Origin of the sequence: Aquicoccus sp., from assembly GCF_041686535.1 — a bacterium.
GTDB lineage: Bacteria > Pseudomonadota > Alphaproteobacteria > Rhodobacterales > Rhodobacteraceae > Aquicoccus.
In genome coordinates this window covers 35,871-56,159 of record NZ_JAWLDS010000001.1, presented here as the reverse complement: position 1 = coordinate 56,159, position 20,289 = coordinate 35,871, and the positions used below count along the sequence as shown (strand labels likewise).

The following is a 20,289-nucleotide window of genomic DNA, read 5'->3' as shown; positions in this document are numbered from 1 at the left end:
TTCTCTTCATCCTCTCGGGCGGGTCGTTCCGCCACTGGAAACGCGCAGGCCCTTCAACCTTGCCGCTTCCTCTACAACACGTGGCGCCAAACCTCCAGCGCCTATGGCCGCATGGACAACAGTTTGTCGCCCGAATGCCCGGCCAAGTTCCTCTGTCGTGAGCCAGCCGATGAAATACCCTCCCATCGGTGTGCTCAGTTTCGATTTGCCGCGCCCGGATCCGTCACTTGCTTGCAACAGGATCTCGGCCACGTCCTTGGATAGCCAATCCTTCACTTTCTCGAACCCGGCCACCGCCGCGCCCGATTTGCGCGCCATCGCGATCAGGTCGACCACGCGGCGCACAAGCAATGCCTCGACCTGGTCAACGAGGCCCGGCGGCACCGTTACGGCCTGCTTCGCGGCGCGCTTGAAAAGGCCCTTGGCGACCGCTTTTTCAAGCGCGGCACGCTCGGCGCCGACCCAAATGCCACGCCCGGGCAACTTGCCCATCACATCGGGCACGATCGCGTCATCCGGCCCCACGACGAAACGGACCATCCGCGCCTTGGGACAAAGCTCGCCCGTGGCGATGCATTTGCGCGTCTGGCCTTCGTCGTGACCGTCGGTTCGCTTTGCGCGCCCCATTCCCAAGATCCCGAGACCTGCGATCAGGCCTCGACCTCCTCGTTTTCGCCTTCTTCGTCCCCGGATTCAAGCTCGGTCGGGTCAACCCAACCCAGCATGACCCGCGCGGTCATGATCATGTTTTGCGCCTCTTCGAGGCCGACGTCGAACTTTTCAAGCAGACCTTCGTCCTTGACCCGTTCGCCTGCCACCGTGGTCCAGCCGCCAGCGAGTTCCCAGTCGGCGCAGGTGGCGAAATCTTCCAGCGTCTTGATGCCGTCTTCGGCCAATGCCTCAATCATTTGGGGCGTCAGCCCCTCGAATTCAACCAGGCTGTCCTCGACTCCAAGTTCGCGCGCGTGTTCCAGCGCCGCCTTGGACTGCGCCTCCAGGTAATCGCGCGCCCGGGCCTGAAGCTCCTTGGCGGTGTCGTCATCCACACCGTCGATCACCAGAAGCTCGTCAAGCTCGACATATCCCACCTCTTCGAGGTTGGTAAAACCCTCGGCGACCAGCAGCTGGGCAAAGAATTCGTCGAGGTCCAGCGTATCCATGAACAGCTGCGTGCGTTCCTCGAACTCCTTCTGGCGGCGTGCCGATTCCTCTTCCTCGGTCATGATGTCGATATCAAGCCCGGTCAGTTGCGAGGCCAGCCGCACGTTCTGCCCGCGCCGGCCAATCGCCAAAGACAGCTGCTCGTCGGGAACGACCACCTCGATGCGCTCGGCATCCTCGTCCAGAACAACCTTGCTCACCTCGGCGGGCTGCAACGCGTTCACGAGGAAAGTGGGCACATCCTCGTTCCACGGAATGATGTCGATCTTTTCGCCCTGAAGCTCGTTCACCACGGCCTGCACGCGGCTGCCGCGCATGCCCACACAGGCGCCGACCGGGTCGATGCCGCCATCATAACTGACAACCGCGATCTTGGCACGGCTGCCCGGGTCGCGGGCCACGGCCTTGATCTCGATGATGCCGTCATAGATTTCGGGCACTTCCATCTTGAACAGCTCGGCCATGAATTCCGGGGCCGTGCGCGACAGGAAGATCTGCGGCCCGCGCGCTTCGCGGCGCACATCCTTGATATAGCAGCGGATGCGGTCGTTCGGGCGATAGGCTTCGCGCCCGATCTTCTCGTTGCGGCGCAGGATCGCCTCGCCCCGGCCCACATCCACGATGACGTTGCCGTATTCCTCGCGCTTGACCACACCGTTGATGATGGTGCCCGCGCGGTCCTTGAATTCCTCGTATTGGCGATCGCGCTCGGCTTCGCGCACCTTTTGCAGGATCACCTGCTTGGCGCTCTGTGCCGCGATCCTGCCCATTTCGACGGGCGGGATTTCCTCGACATACTGATCGCCGACCTTGGGGTCTTCGAGATACTGTTTCGCCTGCTCGACCGTCATCTCGGCCTGGTAGTTTTCCAGCTCGTCATCCTCGACCACGGTGCGCACGCGGGTAAAGGTCGCCTTGCCGGTCTTGCGGTCGATCGACACGCGAATGTCCATCTCGGCGCCATAGCGGCTCTTGGCGGCGCGGGCGAGGCTCTCCTCCATCGCGTCGACCACCAGCCCCGGGTCGATCATCTTTTCGCGGGCTACCGCCTCGGCGGTTTGCAGCAATTCAAGCTGGTTTGCAGATGTGATTGCCATGTCTCGTCACTCCTCGGAACCGGTATCGGTATGAATCTCGTCGTATTTGCTTTCGTCCAGATGCCCGGCCGCCTTGCGCGCCTTGAGCATCGCCTTGATCAGGTCGTCGGTCAGCACCAGCTTGGCGTCGGCCAGCCAATCAAACTCAAGGCCCACCGTCATCGTTTCACCGTCCTGTTCGATGTTGATCAGAACCTCATCGCCATCCACCCCGGCCAGAACGCCACGGAACCGTTTGCGCCCGCCGATCAATTCCGATGTTTCCAGCCTTGCCTCGTAGCCCTCGAACGCCTCGAAATCCTTGAGCCGCGTCAGCGGCCGGTCGATCCCCGGCGACGACACTTCGAGCGTGTAGGTCTCGCTGATCGGGTCTTCCACATCGAGGGTCGCACTCACCGCGCCGGAAATGTCGGCGCATTCATCAACCTCGATCCCGCCATCGGGGCGTTCGGCCATGATCTGCAGAGTCTTGGTCTGTCCGCCCATCAACCGCACGCGCACCAGCTCGAACCCCATGTCCTCGATGACGGGGCCGATGATCCCGGCAAGGCGCCGGTCAATCGCGGTTTTTGCGATAAGGTCGCTCATGATGTGTCCAGATACAAAAAAACGGGCGCGCGGCCCGTCGATATTTCCCGGTGGTGCGTCAGGTTTGGACCCTCACGCGCCGCTGTTGATGGGCATATACGCCTCACCGGGTGAGTCTGCAACCCCCGACATGCGCGCGTGTTGCGTGATCGGCACGGATTCGGTTAACGAGGTCCGGCAAACCGGGCGGCAGCCGGGCGACAGCCGGGAGTCATACGCATGTCACCCCCTCGATTTCGGGGATTTCGGCCAAGGGTTAACCATGCGCGCTCAGCGCCGCAGCGCATCCATGACCCGCACCAGTTCGGCACTGATTCCGGGCTCCGACAGGGCATGACCGGCCACCGGAATCAATCGCAAATCTGATTTTTTCCATTTGCTTGCAAGGGTATAGGCGGTGGCAGGCGGGCAGATCATGTCGAATCGCCCCTGCACGATCACACCGGGAATATCCGCCATCCTGTCCACCTGGTCCAGCAGTTGGCCATCATAGTCCAGAAACGCCGCATTCGTGAAATAGTGGTTCTCCAGCCGCGCAAACGCATGCGCATACTCGCCTCCACCTCCACTCACAGCGCCGGTGGAATGCACTGATGCCAAAGCATTTTCCCAGGATGACCAAGCCCGGGCAAAGCGCAATTCCTCGGACTTGTCACCGGAGAACAGGCGCTTGTGATAGGCCGATATCAGGTCGTGATGTTCGCTTTCCGGAATGATCCCGCGAAACTGGTCCCAAACATCCGGCCAGAACTGGCCCGCACCCCCGCCGTAGAACCAGTCGAGCTCTTTCTGCGTTGCCATGAAAACCCCGCGCAGCGCCATATATTGCACGCGCTCAGGATGAGTTTGCGCATAAATCAGTGCCAGCGTCGCACCCCAGGAGCCGCCAAACACGATCCATTGATCTATCATTAAGCTTTCGCGGATAAGTTCGATATCGCGGATCAGATGCCATGTCGTATTTGCTTCGACACTCGCAAATGGCGTTGAACGACCGCAACCGCGCTGGTCAAACAGGATCACGCGGTAATGTGCAGGGTCGAAATACCTGCGCATCGCCGGGCTGCACCCGCCGCCCGGTCCGCCGTGGAAAACGACGACGGGCTGACCTTCGGGGCTGCCCGATTGTTCGACATACACCCTGTGACCATCGCCAACCTCGAACATCCGTTGATCGAAGGGTTCGATTTGAGGATAGAGATAATCTGTCGCGGGTTTGTGGGCTCCGAATTTGTCCATGACCGTCCTATATGATAGGGCGTGTCAAATTGAGCATATGGAGACCAGAATGCAAGCCGCTCCGAACACTGTCGATCCCGGTGAAGTCGCAAAGTTCGAGGCCATGGCAGCCGAATGGTGGGATCCGACAGGCAAGTTCAAGCCGTTGCACCTGATGAATCCCTGTCGACTCGACTATATCACCCGCCAGATTGCGGGCGAATTCGACCGCGATCTCGACGCGCCCAAGCCCTTTGCTGGCTTGCGTCTTCTCGATATCGGATGTGGCGGCGGGCTCTTGTCCGAACCCATGGCGCGACTTGGGGCCACTGTGGTCGGCGCGGATGCGGCCGCACGAAACATTCCCGTCGCCCAAATCCATGCCGAACAATCCGGGCTGCACATTGAATATCTCCACACCACCGCTGAAGCGATGGCCGAGGCCGGCGAGACGTTCGATGTTGTCCTGAACATGGAAGTGGTCGAACACGTTGCCGACCCGCTCGCTTATCTTACCGCTTGCCGCCAGTTGCTGAAGCCGGAGGGGCTTCATGTTTGTTCGACCATCAACCGCAATCCCAAGAGCTTTGCCATGGCGATCGTTGGAGCGGAATACGTCATGCGCTGGCTTCCCAAGGGCACCCATGAATGGAACAAGTTCATCAAACCCGATGAACTGTTCGACCTGATGGAACAGGCAGGTTTGCGGCCCGTTGACAAAAAGGGTTTCGTTTTCAATCCGATAAGCTGGCAATGGTCGATCTCGGAACGAGATCTGAGCGTGAACTATGTCACCGCCAGCTTACGGCCGGTCTAACCATCGTCTTCCAGCTTGAGCCTCAGTTCGCGCAGGATCGGCAAGACTGCGCGGACCTTGCTGTCACCCAACTCGCCGATCATCTCGGCGATCATGGGTCCGATGGCCGCGATTGCGGCATCGCGGGCGCGCCTTCCGGCCGGACTGATTGCGACCCATTTGCGTCGTGCGTCGTCCCAATCGGGGCGTATATGCACGTAGCCTGCCCATTCCAGTTTCCCCAGCGTGTTGGTCATCGCACCTCTGGTTACATGGAAGCTCTTGGCCAACTGCGCCGGCGTGCGTTCGTCTCCACTATGGGCAAGGTGGTTGAGAACGGAAAAATGCGAGATCTCCATGCCCTTGGGCAAGACCCGCGACAACCGGTTCCGGATCAATTGATCCGCGGTCAGGATCTCACTGAAAAGGGCGACGGCAAGTGCATTGCTCGGGTCACTCATGTCGACGGTCCGTCGAAGCTCCGGTCGTGGGTCAGCGCGGCAATGCGTTGCCGTGCCTGTTTCACCTGCGCCAAATTTAGGTCAACGAAGCTGATCCCGCATTCCGTTCCCCCATCGACGAGAACGTCACCCCATGGCGAGATCGCCATGGAATGCCCATAGGTGCGGCGGGCCTGGCCATTCTTGACATAGTGCAACCCGGTTTGCGCCGGGGCGAGCACGAACGACCCCGTCTCGATGGCCCGCGCACGCAACAGGGGCTCCCAATGTGTCTTGCCGGTCACTGGAGAGAAGGCTGAAGGAACAGTCAGGATTGTTGCACCAGCCTGTGCCAAAGCCCTGTAAAGATATGCGAAACGTAGATCATAGCAAATGGACAACCCGACCTTGCCAAAGTCGGTTTCGGCGATGACCGCCTTGTCGCCGGGGCGATAGCGGGCCGATTCGCGGTAGGTTTCGGATTCGGAAACATCCACATCGAACATGTGGATCTTGTCGTATTGGCCAAGAATCTGCCCTTGAGGCGAGATCAGAAAGGAGCGGTTGGCGAACCGTCCGTCGGTGTCCTGCGTTTGCATCCCCAGTGATCCGATCAAGACCCACAGTCCGAGTGCGCGCGCGTCCTCGCGGATCGTTGCGAGAGTCGAGTCGTCTTCCTGAAGACTGAAAACGCTGGCCTGGTGCTTGTGGCTGCCCGATATGCAATTGGTCACTTCAGGGGTTAGTGCGAAGTCCGCATCGCCTGACTTGGCTTCCCGAAGCCGGCTGCGAACAACGTCAAGATTTGCGCCCGGGTCTTCTCCCGACGTGATCTGAATCAGGGCCGCGCGCATCACATGTCATGCTTCCAACAACGGGTCGAGCTTTCCGGCCCGTTCCAGCCCATAAAGCTCATCACAACCACCGACATGGGTTTCTCCGACAAATATTTGCGGTACAGTATGGCGTCCTCCGGCACGCTGCATCATTTCGGCCTTCCGCCCCGGTTCTGCCCAGATGTCGACTTCCGAAAACTGAACGCCTTTCTGGCTCAGGAGCCGTTTGGCAGCATGACAAAAGCCGCACATTGGAGAAGTATAGATTTCCACAGGTTTCATGACAACTTCCTCGACATAACTATGTGCTTGTCGTGGATTTAGTCATGCTTTGCAACTCGTGCCAGTACTAGGGAGAAAACATCCCTTGCGCCGGCGGCAAGGCACGCTTCGGCGGCCGAGGTCATCGTCGCGCCAGACGTCATCACGTCATCGACCAAAAGAACCGAACGGCCCGTCATGCGGTGGCGTCGTCCCGGGTGGGGCATGATGCTGCCCGAGACTGTTTCAAACCGAGCCTCATGCCTCTGTCCTTCGAGGCTCCTCGTGCGGACGTTCCGCACGAGGAGATCCGGGCAGTATGGAAGACCGGTATTCCGGGCCAGTTCACGGGCCAGAAGGGCTGATTGATTGAATCGGCGCTTGATCATCCGGGTCCAGTGAAGCGGTATCGGCGCAATGATCATGTTTTCGATCAAGATCGGCCGTGCTGCGCGTTCCAGCCACAAACCGGCAGGCCGGGCGATCTCTTGTCGGTCCCCGTGTTTGAGGGCAAGCACAAGCTTGCGCCCGATATCGCCATAGCGAAATACAGCCCTGCCTCTGGTCCACGGCCGCAGTGCGGAGAGGCAATCGTCACAGTATTCGGTTTCGCAAGACTGCCCGGGAAGTGGCGTGCCACAAAGATCGCAGCAAAGGCCTTCGATGAACGGGGTATCGCGCCAGCACTTGCCGCAAAGGCCGAAATCGGTTTCGACCATCACACCGCAATTGATGCAACGTGGAGGGTAGAGAATCTTCAACACGGTTTGAATCTTCACCCTTGCGCTCCTATTCTCAATCCAATGAACCGTCCGACCACCCTGACTTGTCGTTCAGCAGTCCTGCGAAATCGACGCCGTGCGGCAAACGCACCGGTGAACTTTGTCCATGAAATCGCGTTCGATGAGCTCAAGGATCGCTTGGGGGTGGTTAACAAAGTGTTTAACGAGCCGGTTGTCGTGTCGGGGCAGGGTGATTTTTGGTGCGATCTGATCCCGAATGCACCACAGATCGCGGACGACGATACGCTTTTGCTTGAAGCTGGGGCCCATGATCTGGTCGTTCACGCGATGGCGCTACACTGGGCGAATGATCCTGTGGGCCAATTGATCCAGAGCCGCCACGCGTTGCGGCCCGATGGTCTTTTTCTAGGTGTTCTTTTCGGCGGGCAGACCCTTGCGGAACTGCGCGCAGCGATCGCGCAGGCCGAGGCCGACGTGGTGGGCGGCCTCTCCCCTCGCGTTGCTCCGATGGCCGAGATCCGGGATCTTGGCGGATTGTTGCAACGGGCAGGTTTTGCGCTGCCAGTTGCCGATAGTGTGACCATTCGTGCAAGCTACGAGTCATTGGCGGATCTGGTCCGTGATCTTCGCGGCATGGGTGAAACAAACGCATTGGCCGGTCGTCTCAAGCACATGACAAGGCGAGAGATTCTTGACCGTGCTGAGAGTATCTACCGGGATTCCCATGCTGGAGATGACGGGCGCCTGATCGCAACCTTCGAGTTGATATTCTTGCTTGGCTGGGCACCTGATGCTGACCAGCCACAGCCCTTGCGGCCCGGTTCTGCACAGGCGCGTTTGGCCGAAGCACTGAACGTAAAAGAAAACCCACTTAAAGATTGATCTGGTTCTTCAAAGGCATATCTGTTCCAAAGAACTTTTCCATCAGGGGCAGGCGATGAAAGACGAAGATTCAGATCTGAAGGTTCCCGAGCATGCGGCAGCTGATCATCCCGCGATACCACGGCAGAGAATTGGCGTACTCATAGCAAACCTTGGAACGCCCGATGGTTATGATTACTGGTCGATGCGGCGCTACCTGAACGAGTTCCTGTCAGACCAGCGCGTGATCGATTATCCGGCCTGGAAGTGGCAGCCACTCTTGCAACTCATCATCCTGACAAAGCGACCGTTTTCCAGTGGGGCCGCTTACAAGTCGATCTGGAATGAAGATAAGGGCGAAAGCCCTTTGATGACCATTACAAAGGAACAGACCAAAGCGATTTCTGAGGAGATCACCAAGAGATTTGGTGAAGATGTCGAGGTTGATTTCTGCATGCGCTACGGCAATCCCTCGACCAGATCCAAGGTGCGCGAAATGGTTGCAAGAGGCTGTACGAAGCTTCTCTTCTTCCCGCTTTATCCGCACTATGCTGGCGCCACGAGTGGCACAGCGAATGACGAATTCTTTCGCGCGCTCATGAAGGAAAAATGGCAACCCGCTGCGCGCACTGTTCCGGCCTATTTTGACAATCCGCAATATATTGATGCGCTCGCGCAATCGGTCGAAGCTGCGTATTCTAAGGCGGAAATCACCCCTGACCTGTTGGTCGTCTCATACCACGGGATGCCGAAACGTTATCTGATGGAGGGTGATCCCTACCATTGTCAGTGCCAGAAGACGACAAGGCTCTTGAAAGAGCGGTTGGGTTGGGCGGATGACAAGATTGCAACCACGTTCCAGTCTGTCTTTGGTCCCGAGGAATGGTTGAGACCCTACACCGTTGAGGAAGTTGCGCGACTTGCCCGAGAAGAAGGCAAAAAGAACATCGCAGTCATAGCGCCAGCCTTTTCCGCCGACTGCATCGAGACGCTGGAAGAAATCAATGAAGAAATTCAGGAGAGCTTTGTTGAAGCGGGTGGAGAGAGCTTTCTCTATATTCCGTGCCTCAACGCTGAACCAGCACACATAGACGTTCTATCGGACATCATAACGGACAACCTGAAAGGTTGGATCGGTTGATATTTGCCGGGCGCTTGAAAACTGAAAAAGGCGGTGGTTTCATCCACCGCCTTTTCCTTGTCTAGGTGTTGCTGCAATCAGTCTGCTGCAACAGCAACGATCGCGGCCAGAACGAGCAGCGGAATGATGATGCCGCCAGCCGACGAGCTTGCAGTCTCTTCCACGATGACGGGCTCTTCAATCACTGGGTCGTCCATCGAACCGGCATATGCAGTCGAAGCGGCAGCAGTCAGAGCGGCAGCCAGAACAAGTTTCTTCATGTTATCCTCCAGATATTCGCCCACCATCAGGCATCATGACAGATGGCAAGCACTCAAGACTTACCTCGTGCAACCGTATAATCAGCAAACCTGAAAGATTGCAAACCCATCTTGCACGCGAGCAACCCGTGGCAGTCGAAATGTCGTCAAATTAGCAACACTTGTGTGCCAACTTTGGTCAGTTCGAAAAGCTCCGAGATATGTTCGTTGAAAAGACCGATGCACCCGTTGGAGGATCGACGGCCAATCTTGCGGGTGTCATGCGTGCCGTGGATGCGGTAATATGTCCAGCTAAGATAAAGCGCATGTGTGCCGAGCGGGTTATCCGGGCCGGGGCCTACGAAATCGGGCCATTCGGGATTGCGCTCTTTCATGGCGGGTGTCGGGCGCCAGCTTGGGCCGACGACCTTGCGAACGACCTTGGTTCGACCGAGGCGGGTCAGGTCTTCGGTAAGCGGGACGCTGGTCGGATAGAGCTTGTAGGTTGCTTCATCTTCCGACCAGAAATGAAGTGCACGCGAAGAGATGTCGACCAGGATCGCACCATTGCTCAGATTCTGGAAATAAGGCTGCCAGTCGAGCGAACGAAAGCTTGAAATATTGCGCCGCACCACTTCGCTGAGGTCACGTTCGACCTCTACCGTTTCCTCTTCGTCAATGTTCTGCGCGATGGCCGGAGTGGAAAGCATCGCAGCACCGCCGGCAACAAAACTACGGCGATTCATGTTATGCATCGGGTTACGGTTCATTGCGTCCTCTTCATGTCGCCGGTAGATAGCGTCGCATCATATTGCCTGAAAGACGCAGTCGCAAATCAAACAAGCGTCATGGAAGCCAACACACCTCGTTGTGGGTTTGAAAGGTGGCATGGTCAAGCTATGGCTGGGAAATAGAACTGGGATGGTACCATGAATCGACACTTTGGTTTTCTGCTTGCATGCCTTTTCCTGCTGCAAGCATGCGCTACAACCACGACGCCACAACTCGGCGCGGATGGAAAGCCCCTTCCAAGATTGTACCGCATATCTGTCGGATCAACTGCGCAGATCCAGTTTCGTGTCCTTGATTCGGTGAATGCCTTGCGACAAGCCGCCGGCGCTCCGAGCGTTGAGCTTGATTCGAAGCTGAATGCAGCGGCGGCAACGCATTCGAGGGACATGTCGGTCCAGAGCCGGCCTTGGCATTTTGGATCTGACGGTTCTTCTCCGGTCGACCGGGTTCAGCGTGTCGGGTATGAGGGCGAGATGCTGGGTGAACTGATTTCCGAGACTTACGAGACGGAATTGGAAACGCTTGGCGCATGGATGGAGCAGGAGGATACGCGACGGATCATCCTTGACGAGCGCGCCACAAAGCTTGGGTTTGCGTGGTTTCAGGAACAAAGTGGCAAGATCTGGTGGACCATGATCATGGGATCCTGAAGGCATGAGCCTTCAGGGGTTGATCGTGATCGGTGTCCCGTTTCGAACCATCGCGTAAATCTCTTCCATCTCACTGTTGGTGACTGCGATGCATCCAGCGGTCCAGTCCTGGCTACCCCTTCGGTTTTTCCAAGGGCGACCGTGAATAAAGATATCACCACCAGGATCGCGCCCCTTTGAACTGGCATAGGCGCGGTCGACTTCGTTCGGATAGGAGACACCGATGGATAGATGGAATTCGCTGTTCGGATTGCGTCGGTCGATAACGTATGTTCCCTCGGGTGTTCTTCCATCGCCTTCGAAGCGTTTGTGACCCTTGGGCGCGAAGCCCAAACCGACACGATAGGATTTCAGAACCCCGTCGTGATGGAGAAGATACAGCGCCCGATCGCCTTTGTTTACAACAACATGTGTAACTTCGGGGCCATTATAAGTTCGGAATTTCGACGCGCATCCTGCAAGTCCGGCCAGAGCCAGTGCAAGTACGAGAAACCTGATGATCTGCATCTTGCTGCCCCACGGTTTTTGGCATCCTACTACAGTAGCGGCGACGCCCTTCTCATTATTTTGCGGCTCACGCCGATGTGAGAGTGAACGATGACGCAAGTTCAACATGCGTGGACCAGCGAAACTGATCGACGACCTGGACCCAGTCGAGTTCATATCCGGCGTCGATCAATGCGGCGGCATCACGGGCAAAGGTACGCGGATTACAAGAGACATAGGCGATTCTTGCGATACTCGCGCGGGCAAGCTCGTGGACTTGTGCTCGAGCCCCGGCGCGCGGAGGATCGATAACGCAGGCGTCGAGGTACGAGAGTTCATCGGCGCGGACTGGATTTCGAAAAAGGTCGCGCGTTTCGCTTGTGACTTGCCTCAAATCGTTTCCGTTGCGCCAACCCTTGTTGAGCGTCTGTACCATGTCATGGCTGGCTTCAACCGCGTGAACGCGCGCCTGCGCCGCCAAGGGGAGCGCGAAGGTGCCACAGCCGGCGAACAGATCGATGATGGATTTCGCGCCCGAAACGACCTCCTGAACCGCATCGCGGAGGGCAGTTTCGCCCTCTTTTGTCGCCTGCAAGAAAGCGCTGGGGGGCGGAACGATCTCGATCCCAGCAAAAGAATGGATGGGTGGACGGCGCGTGACGATGATCTCGTTGTTCCAGGTAAGACGGGCAAGATCAAAACGCTCGGCCAAGCCTGCCATCTCCACGAGCTTTGAACGATCGGCGTCTGGTCCTCCCGCTGCGGACACGTCGAGCCCCCCATCTGAGAGCGTGACCGTGACGTTCAGCTCGTTCCGTCGACTCGCGCAAAGCTCTGCAAGCCGTTCAGACACCCTTAGACCGGCAAGCAAAGCGCGATCGACGAGTTTGCAATTCGGTGTGGCGATGACCTGGTTCGATGCCCGGGCATGAAACCCGGCAAGTGCGGATTTCCGGTTGCGTCGTGCCGAAAACACGGCACGCCGGCGCGATTGTGCGGGTGATGTGATGATCGGGCGAAAATGGGTGGACAAGCCGTGCGCATCCAGGGCCTGTTTCACCATTTCGACCTTCCACTCGGCGACCAAAGCGTCAGATGCATGCTGCAACTGGCATCCACCGCAGGACTTGAAATGGCGACAGGGTGGCGAAACCCGTTCGGGTGAGGGGGTGAGAACGCGAATATCTGCGAGCCGGTCGCCGTCAAGTGATCCGCTGACCTCTTCGTCGGGAAGCGTCATTGGCGCAAAGACAGGTCCCGGTGCGATTCCGTCACCCTGATGGCCAAGGCGCTCGATCTTGAAAACCTGCATACCTCAGCTCTCGTCCGGCAGCGCGAGCAGAGCCTCGCGCGAGAGTTGAAAACCCGATGCAATCCAGGCTTCTTCCAAGGCTTTCATGCGCTGCCCAAGGGCTGGGCCCTGATACTCCGGCATCAGGTCTCGCGCCCTTATGGGAAACCTTGCCGTCGCGCCCATCTGGGCCAACTCAAGGTCGTCAGGATTTGGGTTCTGACCCAGTAGGGAGGCGTTCAGAAGGATGATATCCCGCGCGATCGCGTACGACCGCCTATAAGCCAGAACATCGGGCGATTTCATCAAGTCGGATGCGGATTGCAAACTGGCCAGATGCGAGGCCTCCTTTCGTGAAAGGCGCAACCGGTCGGCAACATCCTCCCCGCCGAGGCAAGCGAGCCGCCGGATTGGGTCAGGCGCAATACCAAGCGACGCCTCGGCGTGAACAAGCGGGGCGAGGGTGCGGTCATCTGCGCCTGGAAGAATGATGCTCAACACCCCGGTCGCGCGCATCGCAGCAACAGATGGGGCTGGATCGGGTGCATCCAGGAGTTTCTTCATCTCGGCACCGACGCGCTCGCGCGAGAGTGCACTGAGGCCATCCAGGTTTTCCGCCACGGCCGCAAGGCCCACGGGGTCGATCCCGGCCTGAGCATCGCCATACCAGGCGTGAAATCGGAAAAACCGCAAGACGCGCAGGTAATCCTCGCGGATCCGCTCGACCGGATCTTCGATGAAGCGGACGCGCCGGGCCTCAAGATCGGCAAGGCTGCCAAGCGGATCAATGATCTTGCCATCAGGATCGGCATAGAGCGCGTTCATCGTGAAATCCCGCCGCCGCGCATCATCGGTGACATTGTCGGCGTATGCGATCACCGCGTGGCGACCATCGGTTTCGACATCGCGGCGGAAAGTCGTGATTTCGTGAGGAATTCCGCCGGACACCACGGTCACGGTGCCATGGTCTATTCCGGTTGGAATGACTTTGAAGCCGGCATTTTCTCCCAGCATGGTGACGGTCTCGGGCGTGGCATCCGTGGCGATGTCGATGTCGCTGACCACCGTGCCGAGAAGTGCATTGCGGACACAACCGCCGACAAAGAGCGCCTGGTATCCTGCTTCGGTCAATGCGCTGCAAACCGACTGCGTATCAGCGTTTCTGAACCAATCGCCGGGGATATGCATCAACCTGCCATCCGTTCGGCCAGTCCGCGCAGGATACGCGCAGTGGCGCCCCAGACATAGTAAGGGCCAAAGGGCGCCGTGTAGTAGTATCTACGTTGTCCGAGCCAGCGGCGCGATTGAACCGAGAATCGCTCAATATTGGCGAAATGTGAAAGTGGAACCGAGAAAATCTCCTCGACCTCTTCGGGTTGAGGGCGGGCGTCAAAGGGCTCTATGACTCGGCCGATGACCGGGGTCACCATGAAACTGGTAACGGTTTCATGTCTTGGCAGCGTCCCGAAAACCTCGACATTCGAGGGGTGGAGGCCGATTTCTTCCTGCGCTTCTCGCAACGCGGCTGCTGCTTCGTCGGCATCGCCGGGCTCGACCTTGCCACCAGGGAAAGCGATCTGCCCCGGATGATGTTTGAGCGCGGATGATCTTTTGGTCAGGATGACATGCAGGTCGCCGCGTTCTTCTGCAAGTGGAACCAGCACGCCAGCGGGACGCAGTTGGCGTCCTTCTGGCAGAACAGTATCGGGGTTCAGGTCGAAGTCGGACGATGGGCGTCCCTGGCGACCCAAGGCAGCTCGGATTATACCGAAAGGATCATGTTTTTCCATCCGATTGCTCCTGTGCCTCGAAGCCGAGCGTTTTGGGATCGAGATCGTAGTGGCGACCGCAGAACTGGCAATCAGCTGTTACCCGGCCCTCTTCAGTGGTCATTTTCTCGATATCCTTGGCCGAATAAATCGAAAGACTCTGCCTGACGCGATCTTCGGAACAGGTACAGCCGAAGCGTACGGGCTGTGCATCATATACACGTGGCGCCTCTTCGTGAAACAGGCGGACCAGAAGGTCGGCGGGCGATATCGTCGGGCCGACGAGTTCAATCTCATCCACCGTATCGAGAAGATGGTTGGCGCGGTTCCAGTTTTCCCCGTCTTCACCATCGACCAAGTCGTTCGCCTGCAAGAGCCCTTTCTTGCCCGAACCCTCCTGAACCTTCGCAAGCGGCGAGGCTTTTGGCATGTGCTGAAGCATGACGCCACCAGCGCGCCAGTGTTCCACGCCTCTTGCCTCGGTGGATTTTCCGAAACCAAGTGAAAACCGGGTTGGCAACTGCTCAGATTGAGCAAAATAGGCTTCAGCGCAGGACGCAATAGAGTCACCGGCAAGTGGCGTGATGCCTTGATAGGGCGTCATCCCCTTGCCCTGGTCGATCAGGATCGCAAAATATCCTTCCCCGACTTGCTCGAATGGCCGGCCTTTTCCCAGTTTTTCGCGGTCAAAGCTGGCATAGGCCCGAAGTTGTGCGGGTTCGCCCTCGTTGGACGGGCCAAAGAAGTCAGTGGCAATCATGCGCACGGGACCGTTCGATTGAACCTGAAGCGAGAGTTTCCAGCGCATTTTGATCGTCTGCCCGATAAGGGCAGTCAACAGGGCCATTTCCGCGACCAACGCCTCGACGACCGGGGGATAGTCGTGCTGGGCAAGAATACCCTCAAGTGTTCGGTCAAGCCGTGCGACGCGTCCGCGAATATCTGAATTGTCGAGTTGGAACGGCAAAACCGAGTCGTCCCAGGCGATTTTAGTTCCGAAAGTCATGGGGTTTCCTTAGCGGCCGATCCTTGGCATACCGCGTGAATATAGGAGCGGCAATGGAAGGTCCAAGGGAAACCCCATGATACGCAGGATCGGTGCGCCGCCAACACGGTTACGGCGGCATGTCTTACGACGCGGCGTCTATGCGATCTTGCCATTTGGTCGAGATGTTCTCCTGACGTTTCAGATGGCGCCCTTCGAGGAACTGCAATTGCCGGGTGGAGGTGTCGAGGACGGGGAGTCGCCACTTCATGCCTTGCACCGTGAAGTGTTCGAGGAAACCGGTTGGAAGATCGCATCGCCCCGGAGACTCGGGGCGTTTCGGCGTTTCACATATATGCCGGAATACGATCTTTGGGCCGAAAAGCTGTGCGAGGTTTTCATTGCACGACCGGTGCGGCCGCTTTCTGATGCGTCCGAGGAGGATCATGTTCCAGTGTGGATGGGCGCGGACCTCGCCGCTCGGGAGCTTGGCAATGCGGGGGACAGGATGTTCATTGCGCGTTACCTTGCGAGTCGTTGATATTCGAACAGGACCGCCGAGACATCATCGGGAAAATCGCCATTACCGGCGAATTCCGAAAGGTTCCAGATCACCGATTCGAGCAGGGTGGTGCCCCGCATATCGGCAAGCCGATGAAGCATGCTCTCCAGGCCTTGCTCGTTGAGCAGCACGCCATCGGGGTCCGGACATTCGGTGATACCGTCCGAAAAGATCATGAGCCGATCACCTGATTGGAGGGTGACGGAGAATTCCTCGTAGGAGGCACCGGGAAACAGCCCGACCGGCAGCCCTCCGGGCCCGTCCTGTTCGATTGTGCCATCTGCGCGCTGGACCAGCGGATGTGGATGCCCGGCTTGTGCCATTCGCACATGCCCGCTTGCAAGGTCGACATCAGCGAGGAGAAGGGTGAAATAGTGCTCGGTATCCATTTCGTCCAGGACGAGGCGGTTGAGGTTTTCGACCACCCTGGCCGGGCTGATTGAATCCTGCCCTCCACCGGCAATGGCCCTTATCGCGATGTTCTGTTCGGGCGCGGTGGATGAAAGATAGCCGGCCAGCCGTGCTGTCATCAGGGCCGAGCTGATTCCATGTCCGGACACATCGATGGAAAACAGGCCGATCCTTGTTTCGTTCACTGGAAAAAACCCGACGAGATCACCCCCAACGTGCCCGCTTGGATGCAACATGAGCGAGACCTGTGCGCAGCCGAAATCGCGAAAACGCTCGCGGATGAGCGATTGCTGGAGCTTCTTGGCTTCGATCAGGTCACTGTCGATCGAGTAATAGAGCGATTGAATTTTCTCGAGCGCATGTTTGATGAGGCGGTTCTTTTCCGTGAGTTCACGTTCCATTCGCAGGATACGTTCGCCGGCGTTGAGACGCGCGCGCAATTCGGCCGCATTCACCGGTTTCGTCAGAAAATCGTCGGCACCGTTGTCGAGTCCATGCGCCACTTCGTTCTTTTCGCTCTTTGATGTGAGGAGAATGAAATAGCCATAGCTTTCTCGATCCATTGCGCGGAAAGCCTTGCAGAACTCCAGCCCGTTCATGCCCGGCATCATCCAGTCGCTGATCACCATGTCGGGTTCGATGTCTTTGCAGATACCGATCGCATCGTGCCCGGACTCTGCTTCGAGCACCTCGTAGCCCCAGCGTTTGAGCGATGCCTTGAGGATATGGCGTTGCAGGCGGCTGTCATCGACGACAAGAACGCGTGGCGCCCGATCGTGCACCGATGCCGTTCCGTTGAGGGGCGGGGCATCCAATCGTGGCGTTCGTGTCATTGGCCAGCCTGTTTCGAAAAGTCCCGAAGGAATATTTCAACTGGCATAGCAGCATGGAATTTAACGTTGGGTGAACGTTAACTCACAATCGATTCAGACTGATGTTTCGGCCAGGTGAAAAGGATCGATTAACATTGTTGCGGCATGTTTCGACCATGCCAACACTCTTTCGAGACGAGCCATGATTGACTGGGACAAGATAGCTGAACTTCGCAACGACATCGGTCAAGAGGATTTCGATGAAGTCGTCGAGCTGTTTCTTGAAGAAGTGGAAGAGGCCATGGAAAGGCTTCGCGCCGGCTTGCCCGCGGACAAGCTCGAATGCTGTTTGCATTTTCTCAAAGGCAGTGCGCTGAACCTTGGTTTCACCGCCTTCTCCGAACTTTGCGCCAAGGGCGAGGCGGCCTCTGCCGCCGGGGATTACACGTCGATCGATCTGTGCGAGGTCATCCAGACTTATGATGCCTCCAAAGCCACTTTCCTGAAAACACTGGAAAATAACGACACAGCGTGAAGCCGGGTGCCACTGTTGGCTCATCATGTCAGATCAGGAACTCGGCCAGGATATTGTCGTTGGTGATGTCCCTGTAGGTGAAGCCCACCTCGTCCAGCCGGGAGAACAGCGTGTCGAAGTTTTCCCGTTTCGTGGTCTCGATCCCGATCAAGACCGATCCGAAATTCCGCGCTGATTTCTTGAGGTATTCGAAGCGCGCAATATCGTCCGAGGGGCCGAGGACATTGAGAAATTCCTTCAATGCGCCGGGGCGTTGGGGAAGGCGCAGGATGAAATACTTCTTGACCCCGGAAAAGCGCTGGGCGCGCTCCTTGACCTCGGGAAGGCGTTCGAAATCGAAATTTCCGCCAGAGGTGATGCAAACGACGCGCTTTCCCGCGATCTGGTCGGCCATGTCGATCAGTGCATCGACAGCCAAGGCGCCGGCCGGTTCAAGGACGATGCCCTCGACATTCAGCATGTCGAGGATCGTGGTGCAGATGCGATCTTCGGGTGCTGCATAAACATCTGATATGTTGATATTTTTCAGGGTTTTGAAGGGTGATTGCCCGATCCTTGCGACAGCGGCTCCGTCGACGAAACTATCGACCTTTTCGAGTGTGGCCGGCCCACCGGCGCGGATCGCGGCAGCGAGGCTGGCACCGCCCTCTGGCTCGACGAAGCTGTAGTGTACAGCATCGCCGAAGTACTGGCACACGCCGGCCGAAAGCCCGCCACCGCCGACGGGCAGGACGATGCGATCGGGGGCGCCGTCGAACTGGTCGGCGATTTCCACGGCAACCGAAGCCTGCCCCTCGATCACGTCGTCGTCGTCAAAAGGGGCGAGGAAATGCCCGCCCTCGGTTGCGCAAAAGTGCTGCGCCTCGGCCAGCGTGTCATCGAAATAGTCGCCGGTCAGGCGAATCTCGATCGTGTCGCCGCCGAAGATGCGGGTTTTCTGGATCTTCTGTTGCGGTGTTGTCACCGGCATGAAGATTACGCCCCGCACGCCGAAATGCTGGCACATGAAGGCCACCCCCTGCGCGTGGTTGCCCGCAGAGGCGCAGACGAAGAGCCGCGACGTGGGTGCTGCATCCAGAACCTTGCGCATGGCGTTGAACGCACCACGCAACTTGTAGGATCGCACCGGCGAAAGATCCTCGCGCTTGAGGTAAAGATCGCAGCCGAATCTTTCGGAAAGGTGAACGTTGCGTTGCAGCGGTGTTTCGGGAAACACCTGCCGCATGGCGCGTTCGGCCGCACGGGCCCGGATATGGAAATCCTGTCGAAAGCTCATTCGTCCTGTGTGGCGCAGAGCGCGGATGCAGGCAAGCCCTGCGCCTTGCCCTGCCGCGGAAAACCCTTTATCGCGCGGTCAAACAAACGAGGGGAACAGCGATGTCCGCGCCGAAGAAAGTTGTGCTGGCCTATTCCGGGGGCCTTGATACGTCGATCATCCTGAAATGGCTCCAGACCGAATATGGTTGCGAGGTCGTGACCTTTACCGCCGACCTGGGCCAGGGTGAAGAGCTTGAGCCGGCGCGGGAAAAGGCCGAGATGTTGGGGATCAAGCCCGAGAACATCTATATCGAGGATGTGCGCGAGGAGTTCGTGCGCGATTTCGTGTTTCCGATGTTCCGGGCGAACGCGGTTTACGAGGGGCTCTACCTGCTGGGCACCTCGATCGCGCGTCCCCTGATTTCCAAGCGTTTGATCGAGATCGCGGCGGAGACCGGCGCCGATGCAGTGGCGCATGGGGCGACGGGCAAGGGCAATGACCAGGTGCGGTTCGAGCTGGCGGCCTATGCCCTTAACCCCGACATCAAGGTGATCGCGCCATGGCGCGAATGGGATCTGACCTCGCGCACCAAGCTGCTTGATTTCGCAGAGAAAAACCAGATTCCCATCGCCAAGGACAAGCGCGGCGAGGCGCCGTTCTCGGTCGATGCCAACCTCTTGCACACCTCGTCCGAGGGCAAGGTGCTGGAAGATCCGGCCGTCGATGCGCCGGACTATGTTTACCAGCGCACGGTGCATCCCGAGGATGCGCCGGATCAGCCGGAATTCATCGAGATCGGGTTTGAAAAAGGCGACGCGGTGAGCATCAATGGCGTGGCGATGAGTCCTGCCAAGGTGCTGACAACATTGAATGAATATGGGCGCAAGCACGGGATCGGGCGGCTTGATCTTGTCGAGGGGCGATTCGTCGGGATGAAGAGCCGCGGCATCTATGAAACGCCCGGCGGCACCATATTGCTCGAGGCGCATCGCGGGATCGAGAGCATCACGATGGACCGCGGCGCGATGCATCTCAAGGATCAGATCATGCCGCAATATGCGGAACTGATCTATAACGGCTTCTGGTTCAGCCCCGAGCGCGAGATGCTTCAGGCGCTGATCGACAAGAGCCAGGACTACGTGACCGGCACGGTAAGATTGAAGCTTTACAAGGGCTTGGCCCGGACGGTCGGGCGCTGGTCGGAGTATTCGCTTTACTCGGAGGAACACGTGACCTTCGAGGATGACGCGGGCGCCTATGATCAGAAGGACGCGGCCGGGTTCATCAAGCTCAACGCGTTGCGCTTGCGGCTGTTGGCGATGCGCAAGAACCGGGTCGGCGGCGAATGATTGCCGGT

24 protein-coding genes are annotated in these 20,289 nt (G+C 58.1%); 7 read left to right on the top strand and 17 right to left on the bottom strand.

The window, feature by feature from the left end; genetic code table 11:
* Positions 1-6: 6 nt before the first annotated feature.
* The 4 genes from ACESL9_RS00270 to pip all read right to left on the bottom strand — a co-directional run bounded on the left by ACESL9_RS00270 (position 7) and on the right by pip (position 4,085).
* Positions 7-627, bottom strand: coding sequence for an RNA-binding protein (locus tag ACESL9_RS00270; RefSeq protein ID WP_372610388.1), 621 nt, complete (start codon positions 625-627; stop codon positions 7-9).
* 23 nt (positions 628-650) lie between these two features.
* Positions 651-2,258, bottom strand: a complete 1,608-nt coding sequence (nusA, locus tag ACESL9_RS00265) for a transcription termination factor NusA (protein WP_372610390.1) — start codon at positions 2,256-2,258, stop codon at positions 651-653.
* A 6-nt stretch (positions 2,259-2,264) separates the two neighbouring features.
* Positions 2,265-2,849, bottom strand: coding sequence for a ribosome maturation factor RimP (gene rimP, locus ACESL9_RS00260; RefSeq protein WP_372610699.1), 585 nt, complete (start codon positions 2,847-2,849; stop codon positions 2,265-2,267).
* A 267-nt stretch (positions 2,850-3,116) separates the two neighbouring features.
* On the bottom strand, positions 3,117-4,085 hold the full coding sequence (pip, locus tag ACESL9_RS00255; RefSeq protein ID WP_372610391.1) for a prolyl aminopeptidase: 969 nt from the start codon (positions 4,083-4,085) through the stop codon (positions 3,117-3,119).
* Between the two features lie 49 nt (positions 4,086-4,134).
* Between pip and ubiG the strand changes: the two genes are divergently transcribed.
* Positions 4,135-4,881, top strand: a complete 747-nt coding sequence (ubiG, locus tag ACESL9_RS00250) for a bifunctional 2-polyprenyl-6-hydroxyphenol methylase/3-demethylubiquinol 3-O-methyltransferase UbiG (protein ID WP_372610701.1) — start codon at positions 4,135-4,137, stop codon at positions 4,879-4,881.
* Here the strand turns inward: ubiG and ACESL9_RS00245 are convergent.
* The 4 genes from ACESL9_RS00245 to ACESL9_RS00230 are packed head-to-tail and all read right to left on the bottom strand — an operon-like array spanning position 4,878 to position 7,176.
* Positions 4,878-5,321 carry a MarR family winged helix-turn-helix transcriptional regulator gene (locus ACESL9_RS00245; RefSeq protein ID WP_372610393.1) on the bottom strand — a complete coding sequence of 148 codons (444 nt, stop codon included), beginning with the start codon at positions 5,319-5,321 and terminating at the stop codon, positions 4,878-4,880. The two genes, ubiG and ACESL9_RS00245, sit on opposite strands and share 4 nt — an antisense overlap.
* Entirely contained in the window at positions 5,318-6,154 is an 837-nt protein-coding gene (locus ACESL9_RS00240) for a carbon-nitrogen hydrolase family protein (protein ID WP_372674374.1), read from the bottom strand. The genes ACESL9_RS00245 and ACESL9_RS00240 overlap by 4 nt, the downstream gene beginning before the upstream one ends.
* A 6-nt stretch (positions 6,155-6,160) precedes the next feature.
* On the bottom strand, positions 6,161-6,418 hold the full coding sequence (gene grxC / locus ACESL9_RS00235) for a glutaredoxin 3 (protein WP_372610397.1): 258 nt from the start codon (positions 6,416-6,418) through the stop codon (positions 6,161-6,163).
* 38 nt (positions 6,419-6,456) lie between these two features.
* Positions 6,457-7,176 carry a ComF family protein gene (locus ACESL9_RS00230; RefSeq protein WP_372610399.1) on the bottom strand — a complete coding sequence of 240 codons (720 nt, stop codon included), beginning with the start codon at positions 7,174-7,176 and terminating at the stop codon, positions 6,457-6,459.
* A 24-nt stretch (positions 7,177-7,200) separates the two neighbouring features.
* Between ACESL9_RS00230 and ACESL9_RS00225 the strand changes: the two genes are divergently transcribed.
* Both ACESL9_RS00225 and hemH read left to right on the top strand, forming a co-directional pair.
* Positions 7,201-8,022, top strand: a complete 822-nt coding sequence (locus ACESL9_RS00225) for an SAM-dependent methyltransferase (RefSeq protein ID WP_372610401.1) — start codon at positions 7,201-7,203, stop codon at positions 8,020-8,022.
* A gap of 55 nt (positions 8,023-8,077) precedes the next feature.
* Entirely contained in the window at positions 8,078-9,142 is a 1,065-nt protein-coding gene (gene hemH / locus ACESL9_RS00220) for a ferrochelatase (RefSeq protein WP_372610403.1), read from the top strand.
* 77 nt (positions 9,143-9,219) lie between these two features.
* On the opposite strand, the gene ACESL9_RS00215 is transcribed toward hemH, so the two are convergent.
* Both ACESL9_RS00215 and ACESL9_RS00210 read right to left on the bottom strand, forming a co-directional pair.
* A complete protein-coding gene (locus tag ACESL9_RS00215) occupies positions 9,220-9,402 on the bottom strand; it encodes a hypothetical protein (RefSeq protein WP_372610703.1) in 183 nt (60 codons plus the stop codon).
* Positions 9,403-9,548: 146 nt separating this feature from the next.
* On the bottom strand, positions 9,549-10,151 hold the full coding sequence (locus ACESL9_RS00210; RefSeq protein ID WP_372610405.1) for a L,D-transpeptidase: 603 nt from the start codon (positions 10,149-10,151) through the stop codon (positions 9,549-9,551).
* A 159-nt stretch (positions 10,152-10,310) separates the two neighbouring features.
* Between ACESL9_RS00210 and ACESL9_RS00205 the strand changes: the two genes are divergently transcribed.
* Positions 10,311-10,823, top strand: a complete 513-nt coding sequence (locus ACESL9_RS00205) for a CAP domain-containing protein (protein ID WP_372610407.1) — start codon at positions 10,311-10,313, stop codon at positions 10,821-10,823.
* Positions 10,824-10,835: 12 nt separating this feature from the next.
* Here ACESL9_RS00205 and ACESL9_RS00200 read toward each other — a convergent pair whose 3' ends face one another.
* The 5 genes from ACESL9_RS00200 to ACESL9_RS00180 all read right to left on the bottom strand — a co-directional run bounded on the left by ACESL9_RS00200 (position 10,836) and on the right by ACESL9_RS00180 (position 15,375).
* A complete protein-coding gene (locus ACESL9_RS00200) occupies positions 10,836-11,330 on the bottom strand; it encodes a murein L,D-transpeptidase family protein (protein WP_372610409.1) in 495 nt (164 codons plus the stop codon).
* Between the two features lie 67 nt (positions 11,331-11,397).
* Positions 11,398-12,621 carry a class I SAM-dependent RNA methyltransferase gene (locus ACESL9_RS00195; protein WP_372610411.1) on the bottom strand — a complete coding sequence of 408 codons (1,224 nt, stop codon included), beginning with the start codon at positions 12,619-12,621 and terminating at the stop codon, positions 11,398-11,400.
* 3 nt (positions 12,622-12,624) lie between these two features.
* Positions 12,625-13,788, bottom strand: a complete 1,164-nt coding sequence (locus ACESL9_RS00190; protein WP_372610413.1) for a CCA tRNA nucleotidyltransferase — start codon at positions 13,786-13,788, stop codon at positions 12,625-12,627.
* Positions 13,788-14,390, bottom strand: a complete 603-nt coding sequence (locus ACESL9_RS00185) for a CoA pyrophosphatase (RefSeq protein WP_372610415.1) — start codon at positions 14,388-14,390, stop codon at positions 13,788-13,790. Before ACESL9_RS00185 ends, ACESL9_RS00190 begins: the two co-directional genes overlap by 1 nt.
* Positions 14,377-15,375, bottom strand: a complete 999-nt coding sequence (locus ACESL9_RS00180) for an Hsp33 family molecular chaperone HslO (RefSeq protein ID WP_372674373.1) — start codon at positions 15,373-15,375, stop codon at positions 14,377-14,379. Before ACESL9_RS00180 ends, ACESL9_RS00185 begins: the two co-directional genes overlap by 14 nt.
* Before the next feature lie 76 nt (positions 15,376-15,451).
* Between ACESL9_RS00180 and ACESL9_RS00175 the strand changes: the two genes are divergently transcribed.
* Positions 15,452-15,895 (top strand): NUDIX domain-containing protein, encoded by a 444-nt coding sequence (locus ACESL9_RS00175; protein ID WP_372610419.1) that lies wholly within the window; start codon positions 15,452-15,454, stop codon positions 15,893-15,895.
* On the opposite strand, the gene ACESL9_RS00170 is transcribed toward ACESL9_RS00175, so the two are convergent.
* Positions 15,877-17,160, bottom strand: coding sequence for a PP2C family protein-serine/threonine phosphatase (locus tag ACESL9_RS00170; protein ID WP_372610421.1), 1,284 nt, complete (start codon positions 17,158-17,160; stop codon positions 15,877-15,879). The genes ACESL9_RS00175 and ACESL9_RS00170 overlap by 19 nt on opposite strands.
* Before the next feature lie 181 nt (positions 17,161-17,341).
* Between ACESL9_RS00170 and ACESL9_RS00165 the strand changes: the two genes are divergently transcribed.
* Entirely contained in the window at positions 17,342-17,674 is a 333-nt protein-coding gene (locus ACESL9_RS00165) for an Hpt domain-containing protein (RefSeq protein ID WP_372674372.1), read from the top strand.
* 28 nt (positions 17,675-17,702) lie between these two features.
* Here ACESL9_RS00165 and ilvA read toward each other — a convergent pair whose 3' ends face one another.
* Positions 17,703-18,950 (bottom strand): threonine ammonia-lyase IlvA, encoded by a 1,248-nt coding sequence (gene ilvA, locus ACESL9_RS00160; RefSeq protein WP_372610425.1) that lies wholly within the window; start codon positions 18,948-18,950, stop codon positions 17,703-17,705.
* 50 nt (positions 18,951-19,000) lie between these two features.
* Here ilvA and ACESL9_RS00155 point away from each other — a divergent pair, with 50 nt between their 5' ends.
* Positions 19,001-20,281, top strand: coding sequence for an argininosuccinate synthase (locus tag ACESL9_RS00155; RefSeq protein WP_372610705.1), 1,281 nt, complete (start codon positions 19,001-19,003; stop codon positions 20,279-20,281).
* Positions 20,282-20,289 lie beyond the last annotated feature (8 nt).